This window comes from Streptomyces sp. NPDC104761 (assembly GCF_055583445.1).
Map to the genome: position 1 here is coordinate 159,742 of NZ_JBVJNZ010000008.1, position 14,539 is coordinate 174,280.

Sequence of the window (14,539 nt, forward strand, 5' to 3'; positions counted from 1 at the left end):
CTCATCGGCATCCCAGGGTGTTCGAAGTGTCATGCTCATGACCGCGCACTCTGCCGCCGCTACGCGCGTCACGGGCCTGCCTTGTAACCCCACCGATGGAGGCAGTACCCCCATGCGTGAATCACGACGGAGCCTGCGAAGACTCCTGGCCTTCGCGTTCCCCACCCTCGCCCTCGCCGTCTCCGGATTCGTCGCGGCACCGGCCGCACAGGCACAGGTACACACCACCGCCCCCCAGACCTCCCGGGCCGCCCAGAACGCCAAGGCCCTGACCGACCCCGCCCGGCGCGCCGTGCACAGCACCGGCAAGGCCGGGCAGAAGGTGCCCACCAAGCACCTGTGCGCCGCCGTGTCCAAGCCCGGTGAGGTCAACTGCTTCGCGCAGCGCCGCACCGACATCAAGCAGCAGCTGGCCTCGGCCCTCGCCGCCGCCCCCTCCGGCCTGAGCCCGTCCAACCTGCACAGCGCCTACAACCTGCCCTCGACGGGCGGCTCCGGCCTGACCGTCGCCGTGGTCGACGCGTACAACGACCCGAACGCGGCCTCGGACCTCGCCACCTACCGCTCCACGTACGGCCTGTCCGCCTGCACCGTCGCCAACGGCTGCTTCAAGCAGGTCAGCCAGACCGGTTCGACGACCTCGCTGCCGACGAACGACTCCGGCTGGGCCGGCGAGGAAGCGCTCGACATCGACATGGTCAGCGCCGTCTGCCCGAACTGCAACATCATCCTCGTCGAGGCCAACTCCGCCACCGACTCCGACCTCGGCACCGCCGAGAACGAGGCCGTCGCGCTCGGCGCCAAGTTCGTCTCCAACAGCTGGGGCGGCTCCGAGTCCTCCTCCCAGACCAGCGAGGACACCTCGTACTTCAAGCACCCGGGTGTCGCGATCACCGTCTCCTCGGGTGACTCCGCCTACGGCGCCGAGTACCCGGCGACCTCCCAGTACGTGACCGCCGTCGGCGGCACCGCGCTGTCCACCTCGTCCAACTCCCGCGGCTGGACCGAGTCCGTGTGGAAGACCAGCTCCACCGAGGGCACCGGCTCCGGCTGCTCCGCCTACGACGCCAAGCCGAGCTGGCAGACCGACAGCGGCTGCACCAAGCGCATGGAGGCGGACGTCTCCGCGGTCGCCGACCCCGCCACCGGTGTGGCGGTCTACGACACCTACGGCGGCTCCGGGTGGGCGGTCTACGGCGGCACCAGCGCCTCCTCGCCGATCATCGCCGGTGTGTACGCCCTCGCGGGCACCCCGGGTTCGAGCGACTACCCGGCGAAGTACCCGTACAGCCACACCAGCAACCTGTACGACGTCACCAGCGGCAACAACGGCTCCTGCTCCACCTCGTACTTCTGCACCGCCGGCACCGGCTACGACGGCCCGACCGGCTGGGGCACCCCGAACGGCACCGCCGCCTTCACCTCCGGCACCACCACCGGCAACACGGTGACCGTCACCAACCCCGGCAGCCAGTCCACCGCCACCGGCAGCTCGGTCAGCCTGCAGATCTCGGCCTCGGACAGCGCGGGCGCGACCCTCACCTACAGCGCCTCCGGCCTGCCCACCGGCCTGTCCATCTCCAGCTCCACCGGCCTCATCTCCGGTACGGCGTCCACCGCGGGCACCTACAGCACCACCGTCACCGCGACCGACTCCACCGGCGCCTCCGGCTCGGCCTCCTTCACCTGGACCGTCAGCACCAGCGGCGGCGGCACCTGCTCCTCGTCCCAGCTGCTCGGCAACCCCGGCTTCGAGTCGGGCAACACCACCTGGACGGCCACCAGCGGTGTCATCACCAACGACAGCGGCGAGGCGGCCCACGCGGGCTCGTACAAGGCCTGGCTCGACGGCTACGGCTCCTCGCACACCGACACGCTCTCCCAGTCGGTGACGATCCCGGCCGCCTGCACCAACACCAAGTTCACCTTCTACCTGCACATCGACACGGCCGAGACCACCACCAGCACCCAGTACGACAAGCTGACGGTCACCGCCGGTTCGACCACCCTGGCCACGTACTCCAACCTCAACGCGGCCTCCGGGTACGTGCAGAAGTCCTTCAGCCTCGGGTCCTACGCGGGCTCGACCGTCACCCTGAAGTTCAGCGGTGTCGAGGACTCCTCGCTCCAGACCAGCTTCGTCGTCGACGACACCGCCGTCACGACCGGCTGACCCCGTCCGAGTGAACTGACCCGATCCCGCACCCGGAAGCCGTCCGGGAGCGGGATCCGTACGAGGGGCGGATACGTCATATCGGCACCCAGGGTCCGTTCCCCGACGGAAAGGCGGACACCCCATGCGCCGTACGACGTTCCACCGCACGTCGCTCGCCGCGGCGAGCCTGCTCCTGCTGGCGGCCTGCGGCTCGCAGAGCGGGAGCGGGGACAAGGGCGGCGGCGAGGTCTCCCCGAAACCGACGACGACACCGACGACGACACCGACATCGGCATCGCCCTCCGCCCCGGCCACCGGTGGCTCCTCCGCCGGCTGCACGCCCCTGACCGCCGAGCTCACCGCCGCCGACAGCGGTCGTGCCTTCTGCCTGGCCCAGGACGGCACCTTGCGGATCACCCTGGCCGGCTCCGAGCAGCGACCCTGGAAGAAGATCGCCGCCTCCGGGGACACCGACGCGCTCAAGGAGATCAACTACGGGATCATGCTCCGCGGCGGCGACGCCGGATCCGCCTACCGGGCGGTCGCCCCCGGCACCGTCACCCTCTCCTCCACCCGCCCCCTGTGCGCCCAGCCCACCGCGCCCGGCGGGGTCTCCTGCAAGGGCATCCAGGAGTGGCGGGTCATCGTGAAGGTGAGCTGACCCGGTCCTACGCGAGGTGCCGCACCTGGTCCCACAACACCGGGTCGACCACGCCCACCCGGCGCCGGAACTCCCACACCGCGATCTCGCGCAACTCGTCCGTCTCCAGGAAGCTCGGCCGGCCCTGGGCGTCCCCGACCGAGCCCGGCGGCAGCGGGATCACCCCGGCGCGCTCGTCGTGGTACTTGCTGGTGATCTTCGCGACCGTCGCCCGGTTGCCGTGCACGGCCAGCACCAGGCAGGGCCGGTCCTTGGCGCCGGGACCGTCCTCGTAGGGCACGTTGGCCCACCAGATGTCCCCCGGGTGGGGCCGCCCGGCCTGCGCGCGCGTGCCGCGCGGATGCCCCGGGGGGCGGGTGCGGTACCCGCGCGGGCGGTGGCCTCTGCCCCAGCCGTCGACGAGCGTGGCGACCAGCGCCAGCAGGACGACTGCCGCGAGCGCGAGCCACCATGACGTGTCCATACGACGACGTTACCGGCGCGAGATAATCAATGCGCGCCCTTGCGCAATCCTTATGCGCCCCCGGTCCAGCCGAACCGGTGACACCACAGGTGAGTTCGCCCACAACGGCCCCTGGCGGAGGAGCGACCGGCTCTTTTGCGCCTTACGCTCGACGAACCGCACGACCCCCGTCATGCCCTTTTTCCCGACTCCGGTTCCCCAGCCCATCTGGGTTTCCGCCAACGGAGGTTTCTGCTTCATGAAGCTCACCGTCGTCGGTTGCTCGGGGTCGTTCCCGTCCGCGGAATCGGCCTGCTCGAGCTACCTCGTAGAGGCCGACGGCTTCCGGCTGCTCCTCGACATGGGCAACGGCGCCCTGGGCGAGCTGCAGCGCCACTGCGGTCTCTACGACCTCGACGCGATCTTCCTGAGCCACCTGCACGCCGACCACTGCATCGACATGTGCGCCTACTTCGTGGCGCGCTACTACCGCCACGACGGCGGCCCGTGCCCGCCGATCCCGGTCTACGGCCCCGAGGGAACCGAGCACCGCCTCACCACCGCCTACGCCGACACCCCCACCGCCTCCTCGATGAGCGAGGTCTTCGACTTCCACACGGTCAAGCCGTCCACGTTCGAGGTCGGCCCCTTCACGGTCCACACCGAGCGGGTCCGGCACCCCGTGGAGGCGTACGGCATCCGCGTCGAGCACGCCGGGACGTCCCTGACGTACTCCGGCGACACCGGTCTCACCCCGGTGCTGGAGGACCTGGCCAGGGACACCGACCTGTTCCTGTGCGAGGCCGCCTTCACGCACGGCAAGGAGGACATCCCGGACCTGCACCTCAACGGGCGCGAGGCCGGCGAGACCGCCGCCCGCGCCGGCGCCCGCCGCCTGGTCCTCACCCACATCCCGCCGTGGACCGACCCCGCCGTCAACCTCGCCCACGCCCGCGAGGTCTTCGACGGCCCGGTGGACCTCGCGGTACCTCGGACGACGTACGAGATCTGACGCGCGTACGGCGTCCAGGGCCGCACGACGAGAAGGCGCCCGTACGACGAGAAGGCCCCCGCACGGCGAGAAGGCCCCCGCACGGCGAGAAGGCGCACGACGAGAAGGCCCCCGCCGCGGCGGGGGCCTTCGTCATGTGTGCTGCCGGAGTGGACTCACGCCTTCGTGAGGTCCTCGACCTCCTCCTCGGGCTCGCGGCCCGGGGTGGGGAGGTTGAAGCGGATGATGGCGAAGCGGAAGACGAAGTAGTAGATCGCTCCGAACACCAGGCCGATCGGGATGATCAGCCAGGGCTTGGTCGCCAGGTTCCAGTTGAGTATGTAGTCGATGACACCCGCGGAGAAGGTGAAGCCCGCGTGCACCCCGAGCGCCCAGGTGATCGCCATGGACAGGGCCGTGAGCACCGCGTGGATCGCGTACAGCAGCGGCGCGATGAACATGAACGTGAACTCGATCGGCTCGGTCACACCGGTCACGAAGGAGGTCAGCGCCATCGACAGCATCATGCCCATCACGGCGGCGCGACGCTCGGGGCGGGCGGTGTGCGCGATGGCCAGGGCGGCGGCCGGGAGGCCGAACATCATGATGGGGAAGAAGCCGGACATGAACTGACCGGCCGTCGGGTCACCGGCGAAGAAGCGGGTGAGGTCACCGTGGACGATCGTGCCGGACGCGGTCTTGTAGTCGCCGATCTGGAACCAGGAGACCGTGTTCACGAACTGGTGCATGCCGACCGGGATCAGCGCGCGGTTGATCAGACCGAACAGACCGGCACCGAGGGCGCCGAGACCGGTGATCCACTTGCCGAAGTCGGAGATGCCGTCACCGATGGGCTTCCAGACCAGGCCGAAGAAGACACCCATGATCGTGCCGACGAAGGCCATGATGATCGGGACGAGCCGGCGGCCGTTGAAGAAGCCGAGCCAGTCCACCAGCTTGGTCCGATGGAAGCGCTGCCAGACCACCGCGCCGAGCAGGCCCATCACCAGGCCGCCGAGCACACCGGGGTTGTTGTAGGTCGCGGCGATGTCGGCGCCCGCCTGGACCTTCGCGTCGGTGACGGGGAACGCGGTGAGGACGTTCTTGTAGACCAGGAAGCCGACCAGCGCGGCCAGCGCGGTGGAGCCGTCCGCCTTCTTGGCGAAGCCGATCGCGACACCGACGCAGAACAGCAGCGGCAGGTTGTCGAAGATCGCGCCACCCGCCGTGGCGAACACCGCCGTCACCTTGTCCGGCAGGTGCAGCTTGTCGTGGATGTCCTGCTGGCCGAAGCGGAGCAGCAGGCCGGCCGCCGGCAGTACGGCGATGGGGAGCTGAAGGCTGCGGCCGATCTTCTGCAGGCCCTGGAAAAGACCGGATCCCCACTTCTTTGTGGGGGCCGCCGTCGCGGTGGCGGTTGTCATACTTCCTCCATCGGTGGTGGTCTACACCACTCAGTGGTGTAGACCTGTTGTACACGATGGGGGCGTTATAAGGAACCCGTCAATTCCGCAACCGGAGCACTACGCGGCGTATGCCTTTCGGCCACGGCCCGCTCACGGCCCGCCCACGGCCCGCTCAGGCCTCCGCGACGTCCTCCACCTCGTCCTCCGGCTCCCTTCCCGGGGTCTTCAGGTCGAACCGCGTGATCGCGAACCGGAAGATCACGTAGTAGACCGCCGCGAAGCACAGCCCGATCGGCACGATCGCCCAAGGCCGCGTCGCCAGCTTCCAGTTGATGACGTAGTCGATCAGTCCCGCCGAGAAGCTGAACCCGTCGTGCACCCCCAGGCCCCACGTCACCGCCATCGACACCCCCGTCAGCACCGCGTGCATCCCGTACAGCAGCGGCGCGACGAACATGAACGAGTACTCGAGCGGCTCCGTGATGCCCGTCACGAACGACGTCAGCGCCACCGACAGCATCAGACCGCCGATCTCCTTGCGCCGGTGCGGCTTCGCGCAGTGCGTGATGGCCAGCGCGGCGGCGGGCAGCGCGAACATCATGATCGGGAAGAACCCCGACGTGAACTGGCCCGCGTCCGGATCACCCGCCAGGAACATGTTGATGTCACCGTGCACCGTCTGCCCCTCGGGCGTGGTGTAACTGCCGAACTGGAACCAGATCGGCACGTTCAGGAACTGGTGCAGCCCGACCACCAGCAAAGCCCGGTTCGCAACCCCGAACACCCCCGCACCCCACGCCCCCGCGTCCCGCAGCCAGCGGCTGAAGCTCTCCAGGCCGCCACCGACCGGCGGCCAGACCCACAGGCACAGCCCGGCGAACCCGATGGCCACGAAGGACATGATGATCGGCACCAGGCGCCGCCCGTTGAAGAACCCCAGCCAGTCCACCAGCCTCGTCCGGTGGTACCGCGCCCAGAAGAACGCCGTCAGCAGCCCCAGCGCGATCCCGCCGAACACCCCCGGATTCTGGAACGTGAACGCCGACACCGACCCGTCCCGCACCTGGCACCCGATCCCCGGCACCGTCCTGGACCCGCCCGGGCAGCCCTCCGGGAACTGGTGCAGCACCCCGTAGTAGACGAGAAAGCCCGCCACCGCCGCCAGCGCCGTCGAACCGTCCGCCTTCCGTGCCATCCCGATCGCCACCCCCACGCAGAACAGCAACGGCAGCCCGACCGAACCGTCGAGCAGCGCCCCGCCCGCCCCCTTCATCACCTTGGAGACCGCCGTCCAGCCCAGCCCCTGCTCGCCGAACACGTCGGGCTGGCCCAGCCGGTTCAGGATCCCCGCGGCCGGCAGCACCGCGATCGGCAGCTGAAGACTGCGGCCCATCTTCTGCAGCCCCTGGAAGAGGCCCTGCCACCGCTCCCGCGCGGGACCGGCCGCACTGCCGGCGCTCTCGGCACTCACGGGCGCCTCCTCCGGGGGTTTGTCGACCGCCCACCAGCTGGTGTAGACCAGTCGGCAGACGGTTCCGCCGCGCTGCTCGCCATCATTCGGCACACGCGGTACGACCGCTCGCAAAGATGGGCCAACTGTGGGTTACTGCGACAAAGCGGTTCGGATCAGGGAGAAGGAACATGGCCAGCAAGGCTGAGAAGATCGTCGCCGGCCTCGGCGGAATCGAGAACATCGACGAGATCGAAGGCTGCATCACCCGGCTGCGCACCGAGGTCCACGACGCCTCGCTGGTCGACGACGCAGCCCTCAAGGCGGCCGGCGCGCACGGCGTCGTCAAGATGGGCACCGCCATCCAGGTCGTCATCGGCACCGACGCCGACCCGATCGCCGCGGAGATCGAAGACATGATGTGAGCCTCCGGCTCACCGCCGAAAAGGGGCTCTTCCCACCTGGGGAAGAGCCCCTTCCCGCGCTCCGGATAGGCTCGTCGCCATGTCTCGAATCGACGGCCGCACCCCCGAACAACTCCGCCCGGTCACCATCGAACGCGGCTGGAGCAAGCACGCCGAGGGCTCCGTCCTCGTCTCCTTCGGCGACACCAAGGTCTTCTGCACCGCCTCCGTCACCGAAGGCGTCCCCCGCTGGCGCAAGGGCAGCGGCGAGGGCTGGGTCACCGCGGAGTACGCCATGCTCCCCCGCGCCACCAACACCCGCGGCGACCGCGAGTCCGTCAAGGGCAAGATCGGCGGCCGCACCCACGAGATCTCCCGCCTCATCGGCCGCTCCCTGCGCGCCGTCATCGACTACAAGGCCCTCGGCGAGAACACCATCGTCCTCGACTGCGACGTCCTCCAGGCCGACGGCGGCACCCGCACCGCGGCCATCACCGGCGCCTACGTCGCCCTCGCCGACGCCGTCACCTGGGCCAAGGAACGCAAGCTCATCAAGGCCGGCCGCCAGCCCCTCACCGGCACCGTCTCCGCCGTCTCGGTAGGCATCGTCGGCGGAGTACCCCTCCTCGACCTCTGCTACGAGGAAGACGTCAAGGCCGAGACCGACATGAACGTCGTCTGCACCGGCGACGGCCGCTTCGTCGAGGTCCAGGGCACCGCCGAGGCCGAACCCTTCGCCCGCGACGAACTCGACGCCCTCCTCGACCTCGCCGTCGCCGGCTGCACCGACCTGGCCACGATCCAGCGGGCGGCGCTCGACGAGGCACTCAAGAAGTAGCGGAAGAAGTAAAGGGAAGGGAAAACCCCGAGGCACGGCAGGGCAACCCCGGCGGCCGAGCCCGCGTCCCTATCCATACGGGCGCACGGCACGTACAACCGTGCGCCCGGCCAGCCGTACCACGGGGAGGGAACACCGCCATGGCCGCCAGCCGACGCCGAGGACGCCGTCGCGTCACCACCATCGCCGCCGTAGCCGCGACCACCGCACTCACCGCCGCCCTCCTCGTCGGCTGCGACTCCGTCAACACGGCACTGGACTGCGTCCGCACCGCCGACTCCATCGCCGACAGCGTCACCGCACTCCAGCAGGCCGTGGAGAACGCCGCGAACGACCCCACCCGCACCGACGCCGCCCTCGACTCCATCCAGCAGAACCTGAAGAAGATCGGCGACAGGACCGACGACGCCGACGTCAACAAGGCCGTCGACCACCTCCAGCAGGCCGTGGACGACGTCCGCACCGCGGTCAGGAACGGCGACTCCACCCCCGACGTCACCCAGGTCACCGACGCGGCCGGCGAACTGACGAAGGTCTGCACGCCGTAAGCGGGAGCGCGGGGCCTTGGGATACTGCTGGCCATGACGACCCGCCTGATCCTCGCCACCCGCAACGCCGGCAAAATCACCGAACTCCGCGCCATCCTCGCCGAGGCGGGCCTGCCCCACGAACTCGTCGGCGCCGACGAATACCCCGACATCCCCGACGTCAAGGAAACGGGCGTGACCTTCGCCGAGAACGCGCTGCTGAAGGCCCACGCCCTCGCCCAGGCCACCGGCCTCCCCGCCGTCGCCGACGACTCCGGCCTCTGCGTCGACGTCCTGAACGGCGCCCCCGGCATCTTCTCCGCCCGCTGGGCCGGCCGCCACGGCGACGACAAGGCCAACCTCGACCTGCTCCTCGCCCAGCTCGCGGACATCGCCGAGGAGCACAGGGGAGCCCACTTCGCCTGCGCGGCGGCCCTGGCCCTGCCCGACGGCACCGAACGCGTGGTCGAGGGCCAACTGCGCGGCACCCTCCGCCACACCCCGTCCGGCACGAACGGCTTCGGCTACGACCCGATCCTCCAGCCCGACGGCGAGACCCGGACCTGCGCCGAACTGACCCCCGAGGAGAAGAACGCGATCAGCCACCGGGGAAAGGCGTTCCGCGCGCTGGTCCCGGTGGTGCGGGAGCTGCTGGGCTGAGAACGGAAGAGGGGCCGCCGGTACAAGCGGCCCCTCGGCTGTGCGGTCGGTGGGACTCGAACCCACACGGGATTTCTCCCACGGGCACCTAAAACCCGCGCGTATCGCCTATTTCGCCACGACCGCCCCAAAACGGACACCACTGGGAGCTGCCGTTTTGCTTGGCTCAGTGTACGGGGCCACGCCTTTCTCCGTGTGCCTCCCTGACGCCAGGTGCTCGTGACCGCATGGCAGTTCGGGCACGGCATGCGCAGAGAACGGCCCGCATCTGGTCAACCGGTGCGGGCCGTCGTCGGTGGGTCAGGTGGTGCTCAGATGCCCAGGTCCTTGATGATCTTGGCTACGTGGCCGGTGGCGCGGACGTTGTAGAGGGCCTTCTCGACCTTGCCCTCCTCGTCCACGATGATCGTGGAGCGGATGACGCCCAGGTAGGTCTTGCCGTAGTTCATCTTCTCGCCGAAGGCGCCGTACGCGTCGAGGACCTTCTTGTCGGGGTCGGCGAGGAGGGTGACCTTGAGGTTCTCCTTCTCGCGGAACTTGCCGAGTTTCTCCGGGGCGTCGGGGGAGATGCCGAGGACGTCGTAGCCGGCGTCGGCGAGGAGGGAGAGGTTGTCCGTGAAGTCACAGGCCTGCTTCGTGCAGCCTGGGGTGAGGGCCGCGGGGTAGAAGTAGACGATGACCTTGCGGCCCTTGTGGGCGGAGAGGGACACCTCGTTGCCGTCGGCGTCGGGGAGGGTGAAGTCGGGGGCTACGTCCCCGGGCTGGAGTCGCTCGCTCATCGGTCTAGCGTAACGGGGGGTCCTGGCCGTGCGGCGGCGGCGAGAGCTGACAGACTGTCCAGAACAGGCAGTACGGCAGTACGGCAGACTTCGGAGGGCCTACGGTGGCGGAGACGTCGGACACCAGAACCCCGGCGCAGATCGAGGCGGACATCAAGCGCCGCCGCGAGGTGCTGGCCGAGACGCTGGACGAGATCGGGGTGCGGGTGCACCCGAAGACCATCGTCGGCGATGCGAAGGCCAAGGTCGCGGCCAACGTCGATCACACGCTCGGGCGGGCCTACGTCCAGGTCAACCAGGTCGTGAGCGATGTGAAGGCCCAGTTCTTGGACGAGGACGGCGCGCCGCGCCTGGAGCGGGTGGTGCCGGTCGCGCTCGTCGCCGTGGGCGTGGTCGGGCTGCTGGTCTTCAGCGGTACCCGGCGGCGTAAGAGCTGATCAGAGGCAGGTAGGTTCACAGGCGTGAGCGCCAAGAGAGACGAGCAGAGCAGCCAGCACGACAAGCTGCCCATCCGGATGCTGCACGACCGGGTCCTGGTCAAGCAGGAGACCGGGGAGGGTGAGCGGCGGTCGGGCGGGGGCATCCTGATCCCCGCCACGGCGGCCGTCGGGCGGCGGCTGGCCTGGGCCGAGGTGGTCGCGGTCGGGCAGAACGTGCGGACGGTGGAGCCCGGCGACCGGGTGCTGTACGACCCGGAGGACCGCGCCGAGGTCGAGGTGCGGGGGGTGGCGTACGTGCTGATGCGGGAGCGCGATCTGCACGCGGTGGCCGCCGACCGGTTCGAAGGCTCGGAGGACTCGACCGGCCTCTATCTCTGATTCGGAGGCTTCAAGGGGCCTGGTGACTGTGGTCACCAGGCCCTTTTGCTGTTTCTTTGCTATCTTCGAAGGAGCCAGCCCGACGAGACGCGCCGTACCGGGACCGTGAAGGCAAAGACGACGCACCCCCCCGCTGTCGGAGATACGTCAGCGAGACGTCTCGGAGGTGTCTGTCATGGCCTGGGTTCTGCTGGTCGTCGCCGGTCTGCTCGAAGTCGGGTGGTCGGTGGGGATGAAGTACACCGACGGGTTCACCCGGCTCGTGCCCAGTCTGCTCACCGGCGGCGGGATCGTCGCCAGCATGGTGCTGCTGTCGTACGCCGCGCGGACGCTCCCCATCGGTACCGCCTACGGCGTGTGGGTGGGGATCGGGGCGGCGGGGGCGGCGGTGTTCGGGATGGTGGTGCTGGGGGAGCCGGCCACCGCCGCCCGGATCTTCTTCGTGTGCCTGCTGCTGGTCGCCGTGGTGGGACTCAAGGCGACCAGCGGTCATTGACCTGTCATTGGACGAAGCCGAAGCCTCCGCCGTCGCCCGCCGTCGTCCCTGTGGTGGTCCCGGCGTCCCCGGTCCCCGCCGTCGTCCCGGTACTGGTGCCGCCGTTCGTGGTCCCGGTCGAGGTGCCGGAGTCCGTTCCCGAGGTGGTCGTTCCGGAGTCGGTGCCGGAGGTCGTCGTACCGGACGTGGTCGAGCCGTCGGTGGTGGAGCCGTCGGTCGTGCCGCCGTCGGTGGTGCCGGCGGTGGTGGAGCCGTCCGTCGTGCCGCCGTTGTCCTGGCCGCCGCCGGTGGTGCCGCCGTTGTCCTGGTTCCCGCCGATGGTGCCGCCGTTGTCCTGGCCGCCGGTGCCCGGGGTGGCCGTGCCCTGGGTGGGCGGGGCCACGGTCTCGGCGCCGGCCTGGAGGTCCAGGTCGAAGTCGGAGGCCGTGGTGCCCTTCAGAGCGTCCTTGGTGTACTGCGCCCAGATCTCGGTCGGGGCCCCGCCGCCGTTGATGCGCTGCAGACCGAGCGCGCCGTAGAGCGACTTGTGGGCGGCCGTGACCGGGTCCTGGCCCATCACGGAGACGACGGTGGAGAGGTCGGGGGTGTAGCCCGCGAACCAGGCGGCGGTGTCCTCCTCGGCGGTGCCGGTCTTGCCGGCGGCCGGGCGGCCCGCGGCCTGGGCGGCGGTGGCGGTGCCGTTGTCGACCACGCTCTGCAGGATCGAGGTGGTGGTGTCGGCGGCCTGCCGGCTGACGGCCTGCTTGGTCGTCGCCTCCGGCAGCTTGATCTCCTGCGTGCCGTCCCGGGTGACCTTGTCGACCATGGTGTACGTGCCGTGCTTGCCGTGGTTGGCGAGCGTCGCGTAGGCCTCCGCCATGTCGAGGACGCTGGCGGTGGCGGTGCCGAGGGCGATCGACGGGTACGGCTGGAGGTCCTTGGTGTCGGCGGGGATGCCCAGGGCGACGGCGGTCTTCTTGACCTTGGACGGGCCGACGTCGACGGCCATCTGCGCGTACACCGAGTTCACGGAGAGGTCGGTGGCCTTGCGGACGGTGATCTGGCCGTACGACTTCCCGTCCTCGTTCTCCGGCGCGTAGGAGCCGCCGGGCCAGCCCTGGACGGTGCGCTTGTTGGTGCCGTCGTAGTAGGTGTTCGGGGTGATGGTCTGCCCGGACTGGGTGGTGGAGCCGTTGTCGACGGCGGAGGCGAAGACGAACGGCTTGAAGGTGGAGCCGACCTGGAAGTCACCGCGGGTCGCGCCGTTGGTGTACTGCTTCACGTAGTCGATGCCGCCGTACATGGCGACGACCTTGCCGGTCTTCGGGTCGACGGAGGCACCGCCGGCCCGCACGTAGCTGTCGACCTTGTTGTTCTTGCTCAGCTTCGACATCAGCTTGTCGTCGACCGCCTTGACGAAGGCGTTCTGCCGGCTCTTCTGCAGGGTCGTGGTGATGCGGTAGCCGCCGGCCTCCAGGGCGTCCGAGTCGACGATCTTGTTCTTGATCAGGTAGTCGTTGACCGCGTTGACGATGTAGCCGCGCTGCCCGGACATGCCGGTGGAGACGGTCTGCTGCTTGGGCGTCGGGAACGTCATGGCGGCCCGCTTGGACTCGCTGAGCCAGCCCTTCTTGACCATGCCGTCCAGGACGTAGTTCCAGCGGGCGACCGCGGCCGCCTTGTTCTCGGGGTGGGCGACGACGTCGTACTCGCTCGGCGCGTTGACGAGCGCGGCGAGGTAGGCGGCGCGGGCCGGGTCGAGGTCGATGGCGTCCTTGCCGTAGTAGGCCTGGGCGGCGGCCTGGATGCCGTAGGCGTTGCGGCCGAAGTAGCTGGTGTTGAGGTAGCCCTCGAGGATCTGGTCCTTGGACTCGCTGCGGTCCAGCTTGACCGAGATGAAGAACTCCTTCACCTTGCGGGTGACGGTCTGCTCCTGGGCCAGGTAGTAGTTCTTCACGTACTGCTGGGTGATCGTGGAGCCGGACTGGGTGCCCTTGCCGGTCGCGGTGTTCCAGGCGGCGCGCAGCATCGCCTTGGGGTCGACGGCGGACTCGGTGTAGAAGTCGCGGTCCTCGGCGGCTAGCACGGCGTGCTGGGCGTCCACGGAGACCTGGGACAGGTCCACGTTCTCCCGGTTGACGTCGCCGTCGCGGGCGAGCTGGGAGCCGTCGGCGTACAGGTACACGTTGGACTGCTTGGTGGCGAACGTGTTGGCCGCCGGGATCTTCACCATCGAGTAGCCGAGGAAGAACAGGCCGATCAGCAGCAGCACCCCGATGACGAAGGTGCCGAGCACCGTCCGCCAGGTCGGGATGATCCGCCGCCATCCGGTCCGCTTGGGCCGCTTCATCTTCTTCCCGCCCCCCGTCGTCTGCACGCCGTCCGCGGGCGGCTCGGCGCCGGGCGGTTCCGCCCCGGCCGCTGCTCCGGCCGCGGTGACCGGCGCGGCCGCGGTGACCGCCTCCGCCTTCGGCGGCCTGATCGCCGCGAGCTGCCGGGTCTGCGTGTCCTGCCCGCCCTGTCTGGCCTGCCCGCCCTGCCTGTCCTGTGCGCTCCGCGGGTCCCGCGTGTTCGGGTCCCCGGCCGCAACGGGCGGTCGCGCCTTCGGCACCCTGACCGCGGCGAGCTGCCGGGTCTGGGCGTCCTCGGCCGCCGGCTTCCGCTCCGTTCCCGTCGGCCCGGATGCCTCCGGCGTGCTCTCCTCGGCCGCCGCGGGCGGCTCCGGCTGCGTCGCCCCGGCCGTCGGCTGCGCCGGGGCCGGCTTCTCCTCGGCCGCAGCCGGCGGCTCCGTCGGGCCTCCGCCGCCCTGGTTCGGCTGTTGCGGCTGCGGCTCGTCGCTCATGTCGTGCACGGACTCCTGTTTCGCGTCGTACATGCGTTCCCGTACGACCTCGTACGCTTCTGCGCCCCCAGGTGAAGACTCTCGCACCGCG

At 69.7% G+C, this 14,539-nt stretch carries 15 protein-coding genes, 1 tRNA gene and 1 riboswitch; of the genes, 10 read left to right on the forward strand and 6 right to left on the reverse strand.

Annotated elements, in window-relative coordinates; translation table 11 throughout:
- Positions 1-112 precede the first annotated feature (112 nt).
- Positions 113-2,173: a putative Ig domain-containing protein gene (locus ACZ63F_RS22630; protein WP_469713243.1), complete on the forward strand. Its 2,061-nt coding sequence runs from the start codon at positions 113-115 to the stop codon at positions 2,171-2,173.
- A 124-nt stretch (positions 2,174-2,297) separates the two neighbouring features.
- Positions 2,298-2,816, forward strand: coding sequence for a hypothetical protein (locus tag ACZ63F_RS22635; RefSeq protein WP_469713244.1), 519 nt, complete (start codon positions 2,298-2,300; stop codon positions 2,814-2,816).
- 7 nt (positions 2,817-2,823) lie between these two features.
- Here the strand turns inward: ACZ63F_RS22635 and ACZ63F_RS22640 are convergent, their stop codons facing one another.
- Positions 2,824-3,279 (reverse strand): type II toxin-antitoxin system PemK/MazF family toxin, encoded by a 456-nt coding sequence (locus tag ACZ63F_RS22640; RefSeq protein WP_352361662.1) that lies wholly within the window; start codon positions 3,277-3,279, stop codon positions 2,824-2,826.
- Positions 3,280-3,517: 238 nt separating this feature from the next.
- Between ACZ63F_RS22640 and ACZ63F_RS22645 the strand changes: the two genes are divergently transcribed.
- Positions 3,518-4,270, forward strand: coding sequence for an MBL fold metallo-hydrolase (locus ACZ63F_RS22645; protein ID WP_469713245.1), 753 nt, complete (start codon positions 3,518-3,520; stop codon positions 4,268-4,270).
- 155 nt (positions 4,271-4,425) lie between these two features.
- Here ACZ63F_RS22645 and ACZ63F_RS22650 read toward each other — a convergent pair whose 3' ends face one another.
- Both ACZ63F_RS22650 and ACZ63F_RS22655 read right to left on the reverse strand, forming a co-directional pair.
- Positions 4,426-5,673 carry a PTS transporter subunit EIIC gene (locus ACZ63F_RS22650; protein WP_352361658.1) on the reverse strand — a complete coding sequence of 416 codons (1,248 nt, stop codon included), beginning with the start codon at positions 5,671-5,673 and terminating at the stop codon, positions 4,426-4,428.
- 154 nt (positions 5,674-5,827) lie between these two features.
- Positions 5,828-7,126 (reverse strand): PTS transporter subunit EIIC, encoded by a 1,299-nt coding sequence (locus ACZ63F_RS22655; RefSeq protein ID WP_469713247.1) that lies wholly within the window; start codon positions 7,124-7,126, stop codon positions 5,828-5,830.
- A 170-nt stretch (positions 7,127-7,296) separates the two neighbouring features.
- Here ACZ63F_RS22655 and ACZ63F_RS22660 point away from each other — a divergent pair, with 170 nt between their 5' ends.
- From ACZ63F_RS22660 to rdgB, 4 genes are all read left to right on the forward strand, one after another.
- Positions 7,297-7,530, forward strand: coding sequence for a PTS sugar transporter subunit IIB (locus tag ACZ63F_RS22660; protein WP_089106674.1), 234 nt, complete (start codon positions 7,297-7,299; stop codon positions 7,528-7,530).
- 79 nt (positions 7,531-7,609) lie between these two features.
- Positions 7,610-8,347, forward strand: a complete 738-nt coding sequence (gene rph / locus ACZ63F_RS22665; protein WP_469713248.1) for a ribonuclease PH — start codon at positions 7,610-7,612, stop codon at positions 8,345-8,347.
- A 140-nt stretch (positions 8,348-8,487) separates the two neighbouring features.
- Positions 8,488-8,895: a hypothetical protein gene (locus tag ACZ63F_RS22670; RefSeq protein ID WP_469713250.1), complete on the forward strand. Its 408-nt coding sequence runs from the start codon at positions 8,488-8,490 to the stop codon at positions 8,893-8,895.
- 33 nt (positions 8,896-8,928) lie between these two features.
- The gene (gene rdgB, locus ACZ63F_RS22675; protein ID WP_469713251.1) at positions 8,929-9,534 is read left to right on the forward strand and encodes an RdgB/HAM1 family non-canonical purine NTP pyrophosphatase; all 606 of its coding nucleotides are present in this window, start codon (positions 8,929-8,931) and stop codon (positions 9,532-9,534) included.
- Between the two features lie 41 nt (positions 9,535-9,575).
- On the opposite strand, the gene ACZ63F_RS22680 is transcribed toward rdgB, so the two are convergent.
- Both ACZ63F_RS22680 and bcp read right to left on the reverse strand, forming a co-directional pair.
- Positions 9,576-9,660: transfer RNA gene (locus ACZ63F_RS22680), tRNA-Leu, on the reverse strand.
- A gap of 185 nt (positions 9,661-9,845) precedes the next feature.
- Positions 9,846-10,313: a thioredoxin-dependent thiol peroxidase gene (gene bcp, locus ACZ63F_RS22685; protein ID WP_382722238.1), complete on the reverse strand. Its 468-nt coding sequence runs from the start codon at positions 10,311-10,313 to the stop codon at positions 9,846-9,848.
- Positions 10,314-10,417: 104 nt separating this feature from the next.
- Here bcp and ACZ63F_RS22690 point away from each other — a divergent pair, with 104 nt between their 5' ends.
- From ACZ63F_RS22690 to sugE, 3 genes are all read left to right on the forward strand, one after another.
- A complete protein-coding gene (locus ACZ63F_RS22690; protein ID WP_469713252.1) occupies positions 10,418-10,750 on the forward strand; it encodes a DUF3618 domain-containing protein in 333 nt (110 codons plus the stop codon).
- Between the two features lie 24 nt (positions 10,751-10,774).
- A complete protein-coding gene (locus ACZ63F_RS22695; protein WP_093502483.1) occupies positions 10,775-11,131 on the forward strand; it encodes a GroES family chaperonin in 357 nt (118 codons plus the stop codon).
- Between the two features lie 53 nt (positions 11,132-11,184).
- Positions 11,185-11,258, forward strand: a riboswitch (guanidine-III (ykkC-III) riboswitch).
- A gap of 48 nt (positions 11,259-11,306) precedes the next feature.
- On the forward strand, positions 11,307-11,627 hold the full coding sequence (gene sugE, locus ACZ63F_RS22700) for a quaternary ammonium compound efflux SMR transporter SugE (protein ID WP_388718286.1): 321 nt from the start codon (positions 11,307-11,309) through the stop codon (positions 11,625-11,627).
- Between the two features lie 4 nt (positions 11,628-11,631).
- On the opposite strand, the gene ACZ63F_RS22705 is transcribed toward sugE, so the two are convergent.
- Positions 11,632-14,481, reverse strand: a complete 2,850-nt coding sequence (locus ACZ63F_RS22705; protein WP_469713253.1) for a transglycosylase domain-containing protein — start codon at positions 14,479-14,481, stop codon at positions 11,632-11,634.
- Positions 14,482-14,539: the final 58 nt, after the last annotated feature.

What these genes read in the sequence shown, in the direction of transcription:
- bcp (WP_382722238.1), bottom strand. Translation starts at nt 10,313, where the DNA reads ATGAGCGAGCGACTCCAGCCCGGGGACGTAGCCCCCGACTTCACCCTC.
- ACZ63F_RS22705 (WP_469713253.1), bottom strand. Translation starts at nt 14,481, where the DNA reads ATGTACGACGCGAAACAGGAGTCCGTGCACGACATGAGCGACGAGCCG.
- ACZ63F_RS22630 (WP_469713243.1), top strand. Translation starts at nt 113, where the DNA reads ATGCGTGAATCACGACGGAGCCTGCGAAGACTCCTGGCCTTCGCGTTC.
- ACZ63F_RS22645 (WP_469713245.1), top strand. Translation starts at nt 3,518, where the DNA reads ATGAAGCTCACCGTCGTCGGTTGCTCGGGGTCGTTCCCGTCCGCGGAA.
- ACZ63F_RS22660 (WP_089106674.1), top strand. Translation starts at nt 7,297, where the DNA reads ATGGCCAGCAAGGCTGAGAAGATCGTCGCCGGCCTCGGCGGAATCGAG.
- ACZ63F_RS22635 (WP_469713244.1), top strand. Translation starts at nt 2,298, where the DNA reads ATGCGCCGTACGACGTTCCACCGCACGTCGCTCGCCGCGGCGAGCCTG.
- rdgB (WP_469713251.1), top strand. Translation starts at nt 8,929, where the DNA reads ATGACGACCCGCCTGATCCTCGCCACCCGCAACGCCGGCAAAATCACC.
- sugE (WP_388718286.1), top strand. Translation starts at nt 11,307, where the DNA reads ATGGCCTGGGTTCTGCTGGTCGTCGCCGGTCTGCTCGAAGTCGGGTGG.
- rph (WP_469713248.1), top strand. Translation starts at nt 7,610, where the DNA reads ATGTCTCGAATCGACGGCCGCACCCCCGAACAACTCCGCCCGGTCACC.
- ACZ63F_RS22640 (WP_352361662.1), bottom strand. Translation starts at nt 3,279, where the DNA reads ATGGACACGTCATGGTGGCTCGCGCTCGCGGCAGTCGTCCTGCTGGCG.
- ACZ63F_RS22670 (WP_469713250.1), top strand. Translation starts at nt 8,488, where the DNA reads ATGGCCGCCAGCCGACGCCGAGGACGCCGTCGCGTCACCACCATCGCC.
- ACZ63F_RS22650 (WP_352361658.1), bottom strand. Translation starts at nt 5,673, where the DNA reads ATGACAACCGCCACCGCGACGGCGGCCCCCACAAAGAAGTGGGGATCC.